This window comes from Campylobacter sp. RM19073, assembly GCF_024723495.1.
In the GTDB taxonomy this organism is placed as follows: Bacteria; Campylobacterota; Campylobacteria; order Campylobacterales; family Campylobacteraceae; genus Campylobacter; species Campylobacter porcelli.
The window spans coordinates 51,131-65,795 of the sequence record NZ_JANQCT010000003.1; the positions used below are offsets into that span (position 1 = coordinate 51,131).

The 14,665-nt window shown below is 32.6% G+C and carries 15 protein-coding genes; 7 read left to right on the plus strand and 8 right to left on the minus strand.

Going from position 1 to position 14,665, the window contains the following annotated elements:
- Nucleotides 1–52: 52 nt before the first annotated feature.
- The 4 genes from dxr to CSUIS19073_RS02210 are packed head-to-tail and all read right to left on the minus strand — an operon-like array spanning nucleotide 53 to nucleotide 2,571.
- Nucleotides 53–1,144: a 1-deoxy-D-xylulose-5-phosphate reductoisomerase gene (dxr, locus tag CSUIS19073_RS02195; protein ID WP_086242461.1), complete on the minus strand. Its 1,092-nt coding sequence runs from the start codon at nucleotides 1,142–1,144 to the stop codon at nucleotides 53–55.
- The gene (locus CSUIS19073_RS02200) at nucleotides 1,141–1,884 is read right to left on the minus strand and encodes a phosphatidate cytidylyltransferase (RefSeq protein ID WP_086242460.1); all 744 of its coding nucleotides are present in this window, start codon (nucleotides 1,882–1,884) and stop codon (nucleotides 1,141–1,143) included. Before CSUIS19073_RS02200 ends, dxr begins: the two co-directional genes overlap by 4 nt.
- 56 nt (nucleotides 1,885–1,940) lie before the next feature.
- On the minus strand, nucleotides 1,941–2,252 hold the full coding sequence (locus CSUIS19073_RS02205) for a hypothetical protein (RefSeq protein WP_086237374.1): 312 nt from the start codon (nucleotides 2,250–2,252) through the stop codon (nucleotides 1,941–1,943).
- 1 nt (nucleotide 2,253) lies between these two features.
- A complete protein-coding gene (locus tag CSUIS19073_RS02210) occupies nucleotides 2,254–2,571 on the minus strand; it encodes a hypothetical protein (protein WP_086237373.1) in 318 nt (105 codons plus the stop codon).
- A gap of 136 nt (nucleotides 2,572–2,707) precedes the next feature.
- On the opposite strand from CSUIS19073_RS02210, the gene CSUIS19073_RS02215 reads away from it, so the two are divergent.
- The 4 genes from CSUIS19073_RS02215 (at nucleotide 2,708) to CSUIS19073_RS02230 (ending at nucleotide 6,190) form a co-directional block, all read left to right on the plus strand.
- Nucleotides 2,708–3,640, plus strand: a complete 933-nt coding sequence (locus CSUIS19073_RS02215; RefSeq protein ID WP_086242459.1) for a D-2-hydroxyacid dehydrogenase — start codon at nucleotides 2,708–2,710, stop codon at nucleotides 3,638–3,640.
- A gap of 2 nt (nucleotides 3,641–3,642) precedes the next feature.
- Nucleotides 3,643–4,140, plus strand: coding sequence for a YajQ family cyclic di-GMP-binding protein (locus CSUIS19073_RS02220; RefSeq protein ID WP_086237371.1), 498 nt, complete (start codon nucleotides 3,643–3,645; stop codon nucleotides 4,138–4,140).
- Nucleotides 4,141–4,151: 11 nt separating this feature from the next.
- Nucleotides 4,152–4,817 (plus strand): disulfide isomerase, encoded by a 666-nt coding sequence (locus CSUIS19073_RS02225; protein ID WP_086242458.1) that lies wholly within the window; start codon nucleotides 4,152–4,154, stop codon nucleotides 4,815–4,817.
- Between the two features lie 62 nt (nucleotides 4,818–4,879).
- Complete coding sequence (locus tag CSUIS19073_RS02230; protein WP_086237369.1) at nucleotides 4,880–6,190, plus strand: coproporphyrinogen III oxidase family protein; 1,311 nt, start codon at nucleotides 4,880–4,882, stop codon at nucleotides 6,188–6,190.
- Nucleotides 6,191–6,192: 2 nt separating this feature from the next.
- Here CSUIS19073_RS02230 and CSUIS19073_RS02235 read toward each other — a convergent pair whose 3' ends face one another.
- Nucleotides 6,193–7,023 carry a SurA N-terminal domain-containing protein gene (locus tag CSUIS19073_RS02235; RefSeq protein ID WP_086237368.1) on the minus strand — a complete coding sequence of 277 codons (831 nt, stop codon included), beginning with the start codon at nucleotides 7,021–7,023 and terminating at the stop codon, nucleotides 6,193–6,195.
- A 72-nt stretch (nucleotides 7,024–7,095) separates the two neighbouring features.
- Here CSUIS19073_RS02235 and gltX point away from each other — a divergent pair, with 72 nt between their 5' ends.
- Both gltX and CSUIS19073_RS02245 read left to right on the plus strand, forming a co-directional pair.
- A complete protein-coding gene (gene gltX / locus CSUIS19073_RS02240) occupies nucleotides 7,096–8,475 on the plus strand; it encodes a glutamate--tRNA ligase (RefSeq protein WP_086237367.1) in 1,380 nt (459 codons plus the stop codon).
- 181 nt (nucleotides 8,476–8,656) lie between these two features.
- Entirely contained in the window at nucleotides 8,657–9,904 is a 1,248-nt protein-coding gene (locus tag CSUIS19073_RS02245; RefSeq protein ID WP_086242457.1) for a malic enzyme-like NAD(P)-binding protein, read from the plus strand.
- Between the two features lie 163 nt (nucleotides 9,905–10,067).
- On the opposite strand, the gene CSUIS19073_RS02250 is transcribed toward CSUIS19073_RS02245, so the two are convergent.
- The 3 genes from CSUIS19073_RS02250 to CSUIS19073_RS02260 all read right to left on the minus strand — a co-directional run bounded on the left by CSUIS19073_RS02250 (nucleotide 10,068) and on the right by CSUIS19073_RS02260 (nucleotide 13,712).
- Nucleotides 10,068–10,508, minus strand: a complete 441-nt coding sequence (locus CSUIS19073_RS02250; RefSeq protein ID WP_086242456.1) for a DUF411 domain-containing protein — start codon at nucleotides 10,506–10,508, stop codon at nucleotides 10,068–10,070.
- Between the two features lie 69 nt (nucleotides 10,509–10,577).
- The gene (locus CSUIS19073_RS02255) at nucleotides 10,578–12,515 is read right to left on the minus strand and encodes a hypothetical protein (protein ID WP_086242455.1); all 1,938 of its coding nucleotides are present in this window, start codon (nucleotides 12,513–12,515) and stop codon (nucleotides 10,578–10,580) included.
- 57 nt (nucleotides 12,516–12,572) lie between these two features.
- A complete protein-coding gene (locus CSUIS19073_RS02260; RefSeq protein ID WP_086237363.1) occupies nucleotides 12,573–13,712 on the minus strand; it encodes a hypothetical protein in 1,140 nt (379 codons plus the stop codon).
- A gap of 220 nt (nucleotides 13,713–13,932) precedes the next feature.
- On the opposite strand from CSUIS19073_RS02260, the gene CSUIS19073_RS02265 reads away from it, so the two are divergent.
- On the plus strand, nucleotides 13,933–14,607 hold the full coding sequence (locus CSUIS19073_RS02265) for an MqnA/MqnD/SBP family protein (protein WP_086237362.1): 675 nt from the start codon (nucleotides 13,933–13,935) through the stop codon (nucleotides 14,605–14,607).
- Nucleotides 14,608–14,665 lie beyond the last annotated feature (58 nt).

The window sequence follows — 14,665 nt, forward strand, 5'->3', positions numbered from 1 at the left end:
CCTTATAATTTTCTCATAATTTTAATAATTTTTTGTTAAGAATTGGTAAAATCTAGGTATTATATCTAATTTTGATATAATCTTTTACCTTTTTATTTATCTCAACTACGCTCTCTAAGCTATCTAATCTAAAGCTACTAAATTTATCCAAAGCATCAAAAATCGCATCGCTAATGGAGTTAAATTTAACCTTCTTACTCAAAAATCCAGCCACAATCTCATCATTAGCCGCATTTATAATAGCACCAATTTTAGGATTTTTTAATAACTCATCTTTTAGGCTAAATGCCCTATATCTATCTAAATCAACCAGTTCAAAAGTTATATTTTGTAAGGCTTGAATATCTAAATTCTCAATTATCCTTTGATTGCCAAGACCAATGGCATGAGCTATGGCTAATCTCATATCTGGCTTTGAGATATGAGCTGTCGTGGAGCCATCTTTGAACTCGATTAATGCGTGGATTAGAGATTTTGTCTCTATATAGGCGTCTATATTTTTACATCCATAAAGCCAAAATGCCTCAATAACCTCAAATAGCTTATTTACCATCGTGGCACTATCGATGGTAATCTTTGCCCCCATATTCCAATTTGGGTGCTTTAGGGCATCTTCTACACTTACATCTTTTAAGGTAGTAATATCGCGATTATAAAACGCCCCACCACTTGCTGTGATAATCAATCTATGGATTTTAGGGCGATCTTTTAATAGAAATTTAAGCCCAAAATGCTCACTATCAATTGGAGTGATTTTTGCACAATCTAAAAATTGCCCACCTACTACAAGGCTCTCTTTATTTGCTAAGGCTAAATCAAATCCAAGCTTTAAAGCTAGCACACTAGGAGTTAATCCATCAAATCCTACAAAAGCATTTATAAGCTTTGTGCTTCCAATTTCATCACTACACGCTTTTAAAAAGCTCTCTATTCCATCATTTTTGCTAAAGACAAATTTATGATTAACCAAAGGTTTTAAGCTATCATCATCTATATATACTAATTTTGGAGCAAACTCTTTAATTTGCGAATTTAAAACCTTTAAATTACTTTTACAAGCTAAGGCTTCTACTTTTAAATTATGCTCTCTAGCTAATCTCAAAGCATTTAAACCAATACTCCCGCTACTACCAAGAACTATCATATAAGCACCATATACATCGCTAAAACGCCAAATAAATATCCATCAATTCTATCTAAAATTCCACCTTGCTCTCCAAGTAGCACTCCGCTATCTTTAACGCCAGCTAAACGCTTTAAATAGCTCTCAAACAGATCGCCAAATATACCAAAAATCACAACCCCAACACTACATAAAACAACGATAATAAAAGCAATATCCATTAAAAATAGCCCAGATATTATCCCAAAAATCACCCCTATAATCAATCCGCCACATACCCCTTCAAGCGTCTTATTTGGGCTTGATGGGCTAAAGCTTCTCTTACCAAAAAATTTTCCCACAAAATACGCCCCACTATCACTAGCAATAATAGTAAAAATCAGCCAAAATAACGCCGAAACACCATAACTTTGATATATTGCAAATAGTATAAAAATAGGCGCAACTGGATAGATAAAAGGCAAAATAAGCTTTAAATTCTCATTTTTAGAATATGCTAAAACACTAGCTACCACAACTAAATTTAAGATAATAATCTTAAAAACATCTTGTATCCCACCAACAAATGGAAGCAAGGTAAAAAACACCACCGCAATCACAACTATAGACTTTTGTTTAAGATTATAAAGATTTAAGCTCTCTAGCACCGCTAAAGCTAAAATAGCACCAAAAATTATGAAATTGAGCCAAAAAATATCTAGCACCGCTATAACCAAAAACGCCACAAATAAGGCTATGCCAACCATAATTCTATTTCTCATAAAACCTTCCTTAAAAGCTGTGATTTTATCTAATTTTAGCTAAAATTAAACCAAATTTATTCTATAAATTTAAAAACACTTTGACGCTTATTATGTAGATCAAAATATTTTATCTCCACCTTTCCAGCCATATTTGGCAACCTACACTGCAACGCCCATTGACGCACCACTCTATCTAAAGGGTTTTTTATCCCATCTATACGGCAACTATCTATAATCTGCCCTTCAAAGCTTACTTGAACGCTATTTGTATCACTTCCATATATATAAGCCCCCATTGCTCCACGCTTTGCGACCACTATATCAATCTTAGAGATACTCCCTGCGTTTAAAACCACACAAAAAATCGCTAAAATAAAAATTCTCATCTCACACCACTATATCAAGCTTTTGAAATTTAACATCTTCGCTATCATCATCTACCTCATCATCGCTGCGTTTACGCTTATGATTTTGCTCGTTTAAATCCTCTTTTTGCGTCTGCTTTTCATGCTCATTTTCTGGATCAATTTTATAGGTCTCTTCAGTGGGGCGAACCTCTTCTACCTCTTTTTTCTTTTCAGCCGAAGCTGCGGCATTCATCGCCATTTGCATATCTAATTTTGATTGGAAATCACTTTGAACTGAAGCTGCTGCGGGAGTATTTTGATTGACATAAATCGCATTTGAGATGGGGCTGATTGCCATAATTTTCCTTTTTATTTTGCATATTTTACCAAGTAAATCGGCAAATTTAATAATATTTGCAAATTTAAACAATAAATATAGCTATTAATTAATAAAAAAATGTTAATATTTATGCCAACTCATTAAAAGGAAAAATATGAAAATAGTATGTTTAGATGCTAATACCTTGGGTAATGATGTGGATTTAAAGAGCATATTTGGCAAATTTGGGGAGTTTATCAGCTATGATATGACTGATGAAAATCAGACTATAGATAGACTTCAAGGTGCTGATATTGTGCTGACAAATAAGGTTTTAATCACAAAAGATGTAATTGCAAAAACAAATTTAAAATTAATTTGCGTTACGGCAACTGGTGTAAATAATATAGATTTAGAAGCGGCTAAAAATGCAAATATAGTAGTAAAAAATGTCGCTGGCTACTCCACTAATAGCGTAGTCCAACAAACTTTTGCTAATATTTTAGCCATTAGAAATAGCACAAGCTACTATGAAAATTATGGTAAAAGTAGCGATGGCTGGGCTAAAAGTCCGATATTTGTAAATTTAGATAGACCAATATTTGAGCTTAGTAATAAGAAATTTTGCGTTGTTGGTCTTGGAACGATTGGTCTTGAAGTGGCTAAGGTAGCACAAGCCTTTGGTTGTGAAGTCTGCTACTACTCAACAAGCAATAATAACTCAAATCCAAATTTCAAAAGAGTTAGCTTTGAAGAGGTTTTAAAATGCGATATAATCAGCATTCACGCACCACTTAATGAGAATACAAAAAATCTTTTTAATGCTAAGGCTTTAGATGAGTTAAAAGATGGAGCAATGCTCGTAAATAGCGGTCGTGGCGGGATCGTTGATGAGGAAAAAATCGCAAATTTAATCGATGAGCGTAAGATTTATTTTATCACTGATGTGCTTGAAAAAGAGCCAATTAGAGCTAATCACCCTTTATTAAAAGTCAAAAATAAAGATAGATTGATGATTACTCCGCATATTGCTTGGGCTAGTGTGGAGGCTAGAAAAAAACTAATTGAGCTAAGTGCTAAAAATATAGAAGATTTCTTAAAGGGGTGAAAATGGCTGATGAGCATAGCTTTGATATAAGTGCAAGTGTCAATATGATGGAGGTCAAAAATGCCCTCGAAACGGCTAAAAAAGAGGTGGCTAATAGATTTGACTTTAAGGGTTTAAAGGCTGAAATTGAGCTAAATGAAAAGGATAAAACCATAACTCTCATTAGCTCAAGCGATTCTAAAATTGAAGCGTTAAAAGATATTGTAATAAGCAAACTTATAAAGCGAGAAATTCCGCCAGTTGCACTAAGCCAAAAGAGCGTAGAAAACGCAAGTGGTGGTAATATTAAATCTATTTTAAAGCTAAATGATACCCTTGATAGCGATAACGCTAAAAAGATCACAAAAGCCATAAAAGATTCTAAAATCAAAGTAAATGCGTCTATTAGAGGTGATGAGATTAGGGTTGTTAGCAAATCAATTGATGAGTTACAAAATACAATTAAGCTTGTAAAAGAGCTAAATTTAGAGCTTCCACTAAGCTTTAAAAATCTAAAATAAAGGAGTAAATAATGAAATTTAAAAAACTTTTCTTAGCATTTTCTTTGCTACTTGCTGTTGGTGCAAACGCAATTACTGAAGGCAAAGAGTATATAAAACTACCAAAACAGGCTGAATTTAATAATGCACAAAATAGCGTTATTGAGATCTTTAGCTATGGGTGCATTCACTGCTATAATCACTTCAAAAATGGCACGCTTAAATTTGTATCTGAAATGTTACCAGATCTTAAATATGATGAGTGGCAAGTGCATCAAATGGGTGTATTTGGCTTTGAGATGAGCGATGTTTTAGGCTATGCTAAAAGCCTAGATGAGAAAAATGGTGTAAGCACTCTAAGTGCAAAATCAAATTTTCACCAAGTTTTAAAAGGCTTTTTTGAAGATGCTTTTGTAAATAAAAAATCATATAAAAATGGCGAAGAATTCTATCAAAGAGCCGCAAGTATCCTAAAAGCAAATGGCGTCCAAAATACTAGTGTAAAAGCCATAATAGACTACGCTAACTCAAAAGATGGCAAAGCCTATGCCAAGCTAACCTCTCAAGCTCTAGAAGTGGCTAAAATCAGTGGAACTCCAGGCTTTGTAGTAAATGGCAAATACTTAATCAATATCGAATATGTAAATAGCCAAGAGGAGCTAGTAGAGATAATCTCTGAAATAATCAAGCTAAAATAGTATTAAATTTTTAAATCTCTGCTATAATTTGCAGTTTAAATAAATTTAAAGAGTTATAGCAGATGAAATCTCTATTTTTAATCCAAAATTTAGCTATCAAATATGCTAAATTTTCTCTAAATAAATCCTTAAAATCTCAACTAAATTTAGATCTTTTACCAAATTACCAGACCAAAACCCCAGACCCAAATATAAACTATATGCTATATGCTCATGTGCCATTTTGCCATACTTTTTGTCCATATTGCTCATTTCACAAATACGCTTATGATGAGAGCTTGGCTAAGGAGTATTTTAAAAATTTGCGTTTAGAGATGGAGCAAATTTATAAATTAGGATACAAATTCAACTCTATGTATGTAGGTGGCGGGACAACTTTAATAAACGAAAGTGAGCTTATAAAAACACTTGAGCTAGCCAAAAAGCTATTTAATATAGATGAAATTTCATGCGAAAGCGACCCAAATCACATTGAAATTCAAAATCTCAATCGTTTTAAAGGGTTAATTAAGCGTCTAAGTATTGGGGTGCAAAGCTTTAATGATGAGATTTTAAAAAAAGTTGGAAGGTATGATAAATTTGGCTCAAGCCAAACTCTAATCACAAAGCTAAAAAACGCTATTAATGTATTGCCAATTACTAGCATTGATCTGATATTTAACTTCCCAAATCAAACAAAAGATATGTTAATTAATGATATAAATTTAGCCAAAAGCATTGACGCAGACCAAATCACATTCTACCCACTGATGAAATCTAGTCTTACAAAAGACAAAATCGCCTCTGCTCTTGGCGTAAGCAAAAATGACAATGAGTATGAGTTTTACACCATTATAGAAGAGAGTTTTAAAGATTATTATAAGAGTAATGCGTGGTCATATGCTAAAAAGAAATTAGCCTTAAATGATGAGTATGTCAGCTCAAAGCACGAGTATCTAGGGATAGGAAGTGGTGGATTTAGCTTTCTTAATGGGGAGCTTTTTATAAATGCTTTTAACCTAAATGAGTATAATAGCAAAATTCAAAACCACCAAAGCTCCATAATCGCAAATTGTAAATTTAATAAAAAAGAGCGGATAAAATACCTATTTTTAACTGAAATTTTTAGCGGTTTTATCGATATTTCAAAATTTAATCAAACAAACAATACAGATCTTTTAAAAATGCTAAATATAGAATTAAAATTATTAAAACTAATTAAAGCTATTAAAATTCAAAATAATATAATCCAATCAACCCAATTTGGCAGATATTTGTGGCTTAGCTTGATGAAGGAGTTTTACACTGGAATGGATAGAGTAAGAGCTATTTTCAAAGATGATAGCAAGATCAAAAATAGCTCTAAAATAAATATAATGAAAACACAAATTTAAGACTATTTTTGGATATATTTTATATTTGCTTTTGCCTTTAACTTGTTAAAATAATCCATCATAGCAGCCTCTCTTTCTTGCTCTATCATCGCATTTACCACGGATTGTTCCACAGCTTCAAATGGCGGTAAAACTGATCCGTTTTTAGATATGATATAAAATCTCTCTAACCCAACAGGGCTTTCTAAAATAGGAGTAAATTCGCCATTTTGAGTGTTATTAAAGATATATATAAGATTTGGAGCGATCTTAGATGAGCTTAAATTTAAATGCTCCTTTTTCACCCCTTTAATATCTGCTTTATAATCCTTAGCTTGTAAATTTAACGCTTCATTATCATTAGAGATATAGCGAATCAAGCTAATACTATCAAAACGCAAAAACATCCCCGCATTATTCTCATAAAATCTCCTAGCGTTTTGTGGGGTGATATTTTGGTTTGGAGCATTTAAAATACTCGCATAAAGCTTCTCTTTTTTTATCGAAATTTGCATATCCTCTCTAAGCTGCTCATCGCTCGTGCCTCTTGATTTTACCACAGATTTAAAGCTATTAACACTCATATTATTAGCTGCGGCTAATTGAGCAATTTTTTGATCTATTTCAAATTCGCTCACGGTGATATTTAATTTTTTTACTTGAGCTAGTTCTAATTTATCTCTTATTAATAAATTTAACGCCTCATCTTTATTTAATTTTGTTTTATTCATCACGCTATTTAGCTCATAGGTAGTAATTGGCTCATTATCCACAGTCGCAACTAGCCCACCTACATATCTAGCACTAGCATTAAGGGCTAAAAATAGCAAAGCAAAAATTAAATTTTTTATCATAATCAAACCTTTATTAAAGCAAATTTGAGCTAAAATTATATCCAAATTTCAATAAATAATAGGATAATCATAATGATAACTACAAGATTTGCTCCATCTCCAACTGGATTTTTACACATTGGCGGACTTAGAACGGCACTATATAACTATCTTTACGCTCGTAAAAATGGTGGCAAATTTCTTCTTCGCATTGAAGATACCGATCTTAAGCGAAACTCGCAAGAGGCTACAATCGCTATTAGAGAGGCGTTTAATTGGTGTGGGCTAGATTATGATGGAAGCGTAGAGTATCAATCAAAAAGATTTGATATTTATAAAAAATATATTAATCAACTATTAGAAAGTGGCAAAGCCTATAAATGCTACACAACTCAAGATGAGTTAGCAAAGATGAGAGCTGATGCTGAAGCTAAGAAATTAAGACCAAAATATGATGGAAGATATAGAGATTTTACTGGCACTCCACCACAAGGAATTGAGCCTGTAATTCGTATAAAGGCTCCGCTTGATGGAGTGATTGAGTTTAAAGATGGAGTTAAAGGGGATATTAAATTTAATTGTAGCGATATACTAGATGATTTTATCATCGCTAGAAGTGATGGGTCGCCTACATATAATTTTTGTGTAGTTATAGATGATGCACTTATGGGGGTTTCGCATATCATTAGGGGGGACGATCATCTAAGCAACACTCCAAAGCAAATTATCTTATATGAGGCTCTTGGGTTTGAAATTCCGCAGTTTTTCCATGTGGCTATGATAAATGGAAGTGATGGGGCTAAACTAAGCAAAAGGCACGGGGCTACTGATGTTATGGAGTATAAAAATATGGGTTATTTGCCTGAAGCACTTTTAAATTTCCTTGTGCGTTTAGGCTGGAGCCACGGCGATGATGAGATATTTAGCTTACACCAAATGATAGAGCTATTTGACCCATATAATCTTAGCAAATCAGCCTCTACATACAATCAATCAAAATTAGAGTGGCTAAATGCGCACTATATAAAATCATTGCCATTTGAGAGACTTGCAGATGATATGCTATATTTTGGGATAGATTTTAGAGCTATTAATAAAGGTCAAATGCTCCTAGATTTGCTAAGGGAGCGTTCAAAAACTCTCTTAGAACTAAAAGCTTCGGCTCTTGCTATCATCAATCAACCAACAGATTATGACCAAAATGCTGTGAAAAAATTTATAAATGATGATAATAAATTACTTTTAAGCCAATTTGCTGATTTTATTAAAAGCCAAGAGATGGACGCTAAGGCTATAGAAGAGATGGTAAATGAATTTTTAGCCAAAAAAGAGAGAAAATTAAAAGATCTAGCCCAGCCAATCAGAATCGCAATAACAGGCGGTGCAGTAAGCCCTAGTATATTTGAAGTTATTGAATTTATCGGACTCGATGAGTTAAAATTAAGAATACAAAACTTCCTAAAATCACTATAGACAAAGCTAGAGTTAAAAGCTCTAGCTTTTTAAAAATAGCCAAATTTACCGCTTAATTTACAAAAAGTAACACCTAAATAATAAAATTTATCTATTATTAAAGTATTTACCTCCTATCAAATAAATTTAGGTTATAATTAAATATTATTTAAAAATTTAAAGTTAAATTTAAGGAAATACCATGAGTTTAAAGCAAAAAGCTCTTGACTATCATATAGGTGGCAAGATAGAAATCAATGTCAAAAAACCTTGCGTTAGCGCTGAAGATTTAAGCCTTGCATACTCTCCAGGCGTAGCTGAGCCTTGCATGGAGATAAATAACGATAACGAACTATCCTATAAATACACAAACAAAGGCAACCTAGTAGCAGTAATCACCGATAGCACGGCGGTTTTAGGCCTTGGCGATATCGGTGCAGTAGCTGGAAAGCCTGTGATGGAGGGCAAATCTGTTTTGTTTAAAAAATTTGCCAATGTAGATGCTTTTGATATTGAACTTGGTGAGAAAGACCCAGATAAAATAGTTGAAATCTGCAAAGCCCTAGCCCCAACTTTTGGCGGTATAAATTTAGAAGATATAGCTGCGCCAAAGTGCTTTTATATAGAAAAAAAGCTCCAAGAGAGCGTAAATATCCCAGTTATGCACGATGATCAGCACGGCACTGCCATCATCACTACTGCTGGCTTGCTTAATGCTTTAGAGATAAATCGAAAAGATATATCTAAGATTAAAGTTGTAGTAAGCGGTAGCGGAGCAGCCGGAATAGCGTGTGCGAAAATGTATCAAAGCGTAGGGGTTAAAAATATAATTATGTGCGATAGCAAGGGGGTTATACACTCAAAAAGAGATGATTTAACCGAGCAAAAAAGGGAATTTGCCATAGATACAGATGCTAGAACTTTAAGCGACGCATTAAGGGGTGCTGATATGTTTTTAGGTCTTTCAAAAGCCAAACTTCTAAACCAAGATATGGTAAAAAGCATGGCTAGTAACCCAATCATATTTGCTCTAGCTAATCCAGAACCTGAAATTAGACCAGAAGTAGCCTATGCGATAAGAGATGATATTATAATAGGCACAGGAAGAAGCGACTACCCAAATCAGGTAAATAATGTCTTAGGCTTTCCATTTATCTTTCGTGGAGCGCTCGATGTAAGGGCTACTAAAATAACTGAAAATATGAAAATTGCCGCCGCACAAGCCCTAGCTAAACTAGCTAAAGAGAGCGTTCCTAGCGAAGTTTGCAAAGCCTATAATGTAAGCGAAATTAAATTTGGCAAAGATTATATAATCCCAAAACCATTTGATCCTAGAGTTTTATTCACAGTTGCTCCAGCTGTAGCAAAAGCTGCCGTAGAAGATGGGGTGGCATTGGTAAAAGAGTTTGATGAGACCTCTTACATACAAAAGCTTAAAAAATTATTTTAATTAAAAAATTAATAATAGCCATCTAAATTTGATGGCTATACTCAAAATAAAATCAAATTTATACAATTTAAATTACTAATTTATAGCTATTTATCAGCTTTAATTTAGTAAATTAATAGCGTTTAAATAACTGATATTTTAGACTTTAAATTTGCTAATAAATTTAAATCTTTTTATCGCCTATATAATAGCCAAAAAGCTCACTTGAGCCATCTTTTTTCATTAAAATTACTGGGTATTTCTCTGGTGCTCCTTGCTCCATTCCAGGACTTCCCATAGGCATACCAGGGGCTGAAATTCCTATCACACCACTGGGTTTATTTTCTAGTAGCCAAGCCACAGCACTACTAGGCACATGACCCTCAATAGCATAGCCATCGATAACTCCAGTATGACAGCTTTGATACTGAGATTTGATACCTAGACTCTCTTTGATTTTCATAAAATCCTCTTTAGCATAAGAGTTGATTTTATAGCCATTTTTCTCCATATAGCTCTCCCAAAGCTCACAACAACCACATGATGGCGACTTATAAACATGAATTAATCTCTCTTGAGCAAACAAAGGTAAAACCAAAGCAAGAGCAAAAATATACTTTTTCACTATTTTTCCTTTTAGATTTTTTATCTTTATAATAATACTTTTTTATAATAAACAGATACTAAAGCTATTTTAAACCCAAATTCTAAGCGGTTTTGGGTAAAATTTATCCTTATCATCTATTAAATTTATATCATTTTGATTATTTGGCATCAATCTAGTGTAAATTTGATCTATGATTATAGTTTTACCATCGTTTGTTTGGAGTGCGAATTTATTATTTGATAGCTTTTTGATTATCTCCACGCCTAGATCTTTTAGGGATTTTATCTCGATTTGCCCTGTGATTTTATCTTGGATTTTAGCTGCGCTCACCACCAAATCTATATCTTGATTTAGCTCTATTGAAGTGGCGAATTTAGCATTTAAATTTAGCTCTACATCAAAAGCCTTACCGCTATCTTTATAAAGCTCATTTACGATTATCTCCCTTCCGCTGTTAAATTTAAGGGTAAATGTGCCATTTTTATTAATTCTTATAGCTGTTAATGCGTCTGTGTCTTTAAGCATATTTGCGGTATTTACTCTATCTTTTTCAAAGCTATCTTTAACTTTTTGTAGATTTTCTAAGGTGAAGTTAAGTCCGGTCGCAGAGCTAAATTCACGCTCTATAGACAGCATAACGCTAGATTTTACATTTTGATACTTTGCCTTTGTTTCATCATCAAATTCATTTATATAATCATCTCTATTTTTAAGCTCGCTCATATAATCATTATATAAATTCATAAATCTCGTGTATTGTTGATTTTGATAAGAGTTTTTATCGCTATCTCGCCAATAGTACTCTTTGGTTGTTGTATCAAATACATTATTAAAGCCAAAATTTGTAGTATGCGGATAACTCGATAACTCTTCTAATCTATAACTCCCATCAACCCCTTGCTTAGCATAAGCAATCCCAAGTAATCCATTAAAAGCTCCCAAATTTGAATTTATATCTATCCAGCCATCTTCATCAGCTAGTTTTGAAAGCTCGTTTAAGTCATTTTGAGTAAGGCTCTCATATCTTACTTCAGGCTTAAAAATAGAGTATGGATTGTAATCTTTTAGCAATTCTAAAGAGCGTTCATAGCCTTCTATTGTTCCATAATTATCTTTTTGAGCTTCAAGTTTTTTTAAGGCATTGCTCTTGCTATCTATAAAATCTTTTAAATTTATACTATCAACTACTTCGCTAAGTTTTTTGATAATCTCATTTCCATCTTTATCATAAGTTCTTATTTTTAATTTATCAAAGTAGTCATCATTTTTATCTACAAATCCATTTCCATCACTATCAAATCTAAAAAGTTGTGAATTTGAGCTAAAGCTTCCAACTCCTAATCTATCATTATCTCCAGCTAAATCTAAAAATAGCTCTGCTTTACCAAATTTAGTATCAATTAAATTTGAGTTTGCGTAGGAGTTTAGGTAGTAGGAGTTTGGGATTAAGGGGTTTTGATTTGAGTAGTTATCAGCCTTATAATTCCCAGCATTTGGGCTAAATTTATTTGCGTAGCTGTAGCTTCTGCCAAAACCCAAAGAATGCCATACATCATAGCTTTGGTCAAGCTTTTTACCTAGCATAAAAGATGTCTGTTCTATTATCATATCATCAAGCATTTTTTGCATAAAATATGCTTCATCTTTTACTACGACTTTTTCATCTGTTGTATCATTTTTATTAAGTAAAAACATTTTATCAGCCAAGCTAATCTTTGAGAGCAAATTTATATCAGTATCTTTAGTGATAGCATAATATGCGTTAGTGCCTTCATAATACAATAAATTTTCATTGTCTGAGTATATAATATAATCTTTATATTTTTTGCTTGTTATTGGCTCATTGTTTTTGATACCGATATAGTTTTCGCTCTCATTTTCGCTAATTATATGAAAATTTCTATCAGTTTTATAAATATCGGCTCTTTTTTTAGATATTTCTTCATTTTGCTTTACAATGTCTGCATATTTGTCGAATTTGAAGTTAGTTAAATCTAAATTTGTTTGAAAAGATTTTATATCCATAGGTTATTCCTCTTTGATAACTAGGCTGATTGCTAAACGCAACCAGTCTAAAATATATTAGTATTCTCGAACATCAGCAATAATATAATTATCTGCAACATAAACCCTAAGCTGATTAGCATTAAAATTATTTTGCCCCATAAATAGATCGCCATATACTTTATTTATAAAGTTTATATCCACAACAAGGCTTGTATTTGGTTGAAAAACCGTATTATTGCTAATATCTGTTTTATTCATATCTGCAAACATACCAGTTGAAGCATTCCAAAAGAAATTAGATATCAAATGACTATTCTTTTTTTGATTATAGAATTCTACTGTTTGTTGCATTTTACTTCCGAAATCAATTTTTATACAACCGGAATTTCTTTCATTAATCCCAGTAAGATTTGGTCCAGACTGACAAGATACTTTATTATTTCTAGCTACCCTATGCTCATCTATATCAGCTGGGATAGAAAATCCTTGGTGGCTTCCACTTGCTCTTGAGCTAACTCCATCAAGCGTAGTCCAGCCTACTTCATAGTTTATTCCACTATTGTTAGCTTGTAGATAAACTTTAGTATTTAACGGTATAGCTTGTGGTGTTGATACTGTTTGAGTGCCACCAGTTACCAAGGTAAATGTTACGCTAAGCTTACCATAAGTATCAACAAATACTTTAAAATGCGGTTTGCCACCCATAAATTTTTGAGATCCACCAGCATTTCCTCTTTTTGTATTTATTCTATTGATTAAAACAAATTCATCATCGCTAGATGGATATTGTGTGAAATAAAACCAACCGCCGATGCTATTTAGGGCGTATTGCACTTGAGAATAGTAATCTTCATAGTTACATATCGATGCTTGTTGTGCTATATAATCGCAAGCATAATTTTCACTTTCAGATAAATTTGTTAGAAGTTCGCTTCTAGGCATTGTAGGGTCGTTTTGAACTTTATTATAAGCCAAATAAAATAAAAGTTGTCCGCCACTTGAAACGCTCGTAAGCTCATCTAAATTTGAATCAAATACAAACTGATCTATAGGAAGTGGGGTATAAGAGCGAACACTTAGCTTGGATCTGCTTGGCTTTTTAGTAGAAATTTTACTTAAAATCTCTTTTGGGTTATTTACTTTTTCAAAAGTAAAACTATCTGCTGAAAAAAGAGCAGAAACTAAAAAAATAGTTGCTAAAGCAATTTTTTTCATCAAATCTCCTTTTATTTAAAATATAATCCATAAATCGGCGATAAGAAAAATAGCTTAATATATTTTGATTTATTTTAGATATAATTCCCTACGCTAACACTCAAAAATTAAGCAAATTTAGGATATAATCCATATATTTAATCCAAATATTAAGCCATAAAGGCTACAAATCTCAGTCCTTAAAGACGCTGAAGATAACACACTAATAAAGGGTTTAAATATGCTATTTGGCAAGATTGATTATCTAAATTTGCTTCCATTTCATGTATTTTTAAAGCGCTACCCACTAAGCAATCAAACTAAAAAATCTATTGAATTCAAAAAAGGCACCCCAGCGAAATTATGCGAAGATCTAAGCAAAAGACGAATCGATGCCGCCATCATCTCAAGCATAGAGAGCAGAAATCCAAAATACACAAAACTAAATTTAGGAATATGCGCCAAAGGTGCAGTAAAATCTGTCTTAGCGCGTAAAAATAGCCCCAAAAAACTAGACCCAGCATCTAAGAGTTCAAATATGCTTGGTAAAATTTTGTCGCTTAATGGAGAGATAATAATAGGAGATGAAGCATTAAGACAATATATAAAAGATGGTGGGGATAAATTTTATGATATGGGTGAAATTTGGTATCAAAAAACGGGGCTACCTTTTGTTTTTGGACTATTTTGCTGTAATAAAAATCAAAATTTGTATAAAAAAATTATTAATCAATTCTTAAAGCAAAAAATAAAGATACCAAAATACATACTCAACGAATATTCAAAAAGTAGAAATATCGCTCCAAATATGATTTTATGGTATTTAGAACATATTAGCTATAATATAAAATTTAAGGAAAAACGAGCACTAAAAAAGTTTATTTCACTAGCAAAAAAGTATAATTTTCAGCCATAAAGTGAGTAAATTTGTAACAATACGGACAAAAAATATCCTAACTTTTTCTATATTAAGA

What these genes read in the sequence shown, in the direction of transcription:
- dxr (WP_086242461.1), bottom strand. Translation starts at nt 1,144, where the DNA reads ATGATAGTTCTTGGTAGTAGCGGGAGTATTGGTTTAAATGCTTTGAGA.
- CSUIS19073_RS02200 (WP_086242460.1), bottom strand. Translation starts at nt 1,884, where the DNA reads ATGAGAAATAGAATTATGGTTGGCATAGCCTTATTTGTGGCGTTTTTG.
- CSUIS19073_RS02205 (WP_086237374.1), bottom strand. Translation starts at nt 2,252, where the DNA reads ATGAGAATTTTTATTTTAGCGATTTTTTGTGTGGTTTTAAACGCAGGG.
- CSUIS19073_RS02210 (WP_086237373.1), bottom strand. Translation starts at nt 2,571, where the DNA reads ATGGCAATCAGCCCCATCTCAAATGCGATTTATGTCAATCAAAATACT.
- CSUIS19073_RS02215 (WP_086242459.1), top strand. Translation starts at nt 2,708, where the DNA reads ATGAAAATAGTATGTTTAGATGCTAATACCTTGGGTAATGATGTGGAT.
- CSUIS19073_RS02220 (WP_086237371.1), top strand. Translation starts at nt 3,643, where the DNA reads ATGGCTGATGAGCATAGCTTTGATATAAGTGCAAGTGTCAATATGATG.
- CSUIS19073_RS02225 (WP_086242458.1), top strand. Translation starts at nt 4,152, where the DNA reads ATGAAATTTAAAAAACTTTTCTTAGCATTTTCTTTGCTACTTGCTGTT.
- CSUIS19073_RS02230 (WP_086237369.1), top strand. Translation starts at nt 4,880, where the DNA reads ATGAAATCTCTATTTTTAATCCAAAATTTAGCTATCAAATATGCTAAA.
- CSUIS19073_RS02235 (WP_086237368.1), bottom strand. Translation starts at nt 7,023, where the DNA reads ATGATAAAAAATTTAATTTTTGCTTTGCTATTTTTAGCCCTTAATGCT.
- gltX (WP_086237367.1), top strand. Translation starts at nt 7,096, where the DNA reads ATGATAACTACAAGATTTGCTCCATCTCCAACTGGATTTTTACACATT.
- CSUIS19073_RS02245 (WP_086242457.1), top strand. Translation starts at nt 8,657, where the DNA reads ATGAGTTTAAAGCAAAAAGCTCTTGACTATCATATAGGTGGCAAGATA.
- CSUIS19073_RS02255 (WP_086242455.1), bottom strand. Translation starts at nt 12,515, where the DNA reads ATGGATATAAAATCTTTTCAAACAAATTTAGATTTAACTAACTTCAAA.
- CSUIS19073_RS02260 (WP_086237363.1), bottom strand. Translation starts at nt 13,712, where the DNA reads ATGAAAAAAATTGCTTTAGCAACTATTTTTTTAGTTTCTGCTCTTTTT.
- CSUIS19073_RS02265 (WP_086237362.1), top strand. Translation starts at nt 13,933, where the DNA reads ATGCTATTTGGCAAGATTGATTATCTAAATTTGCTTCCATTTCATGTA.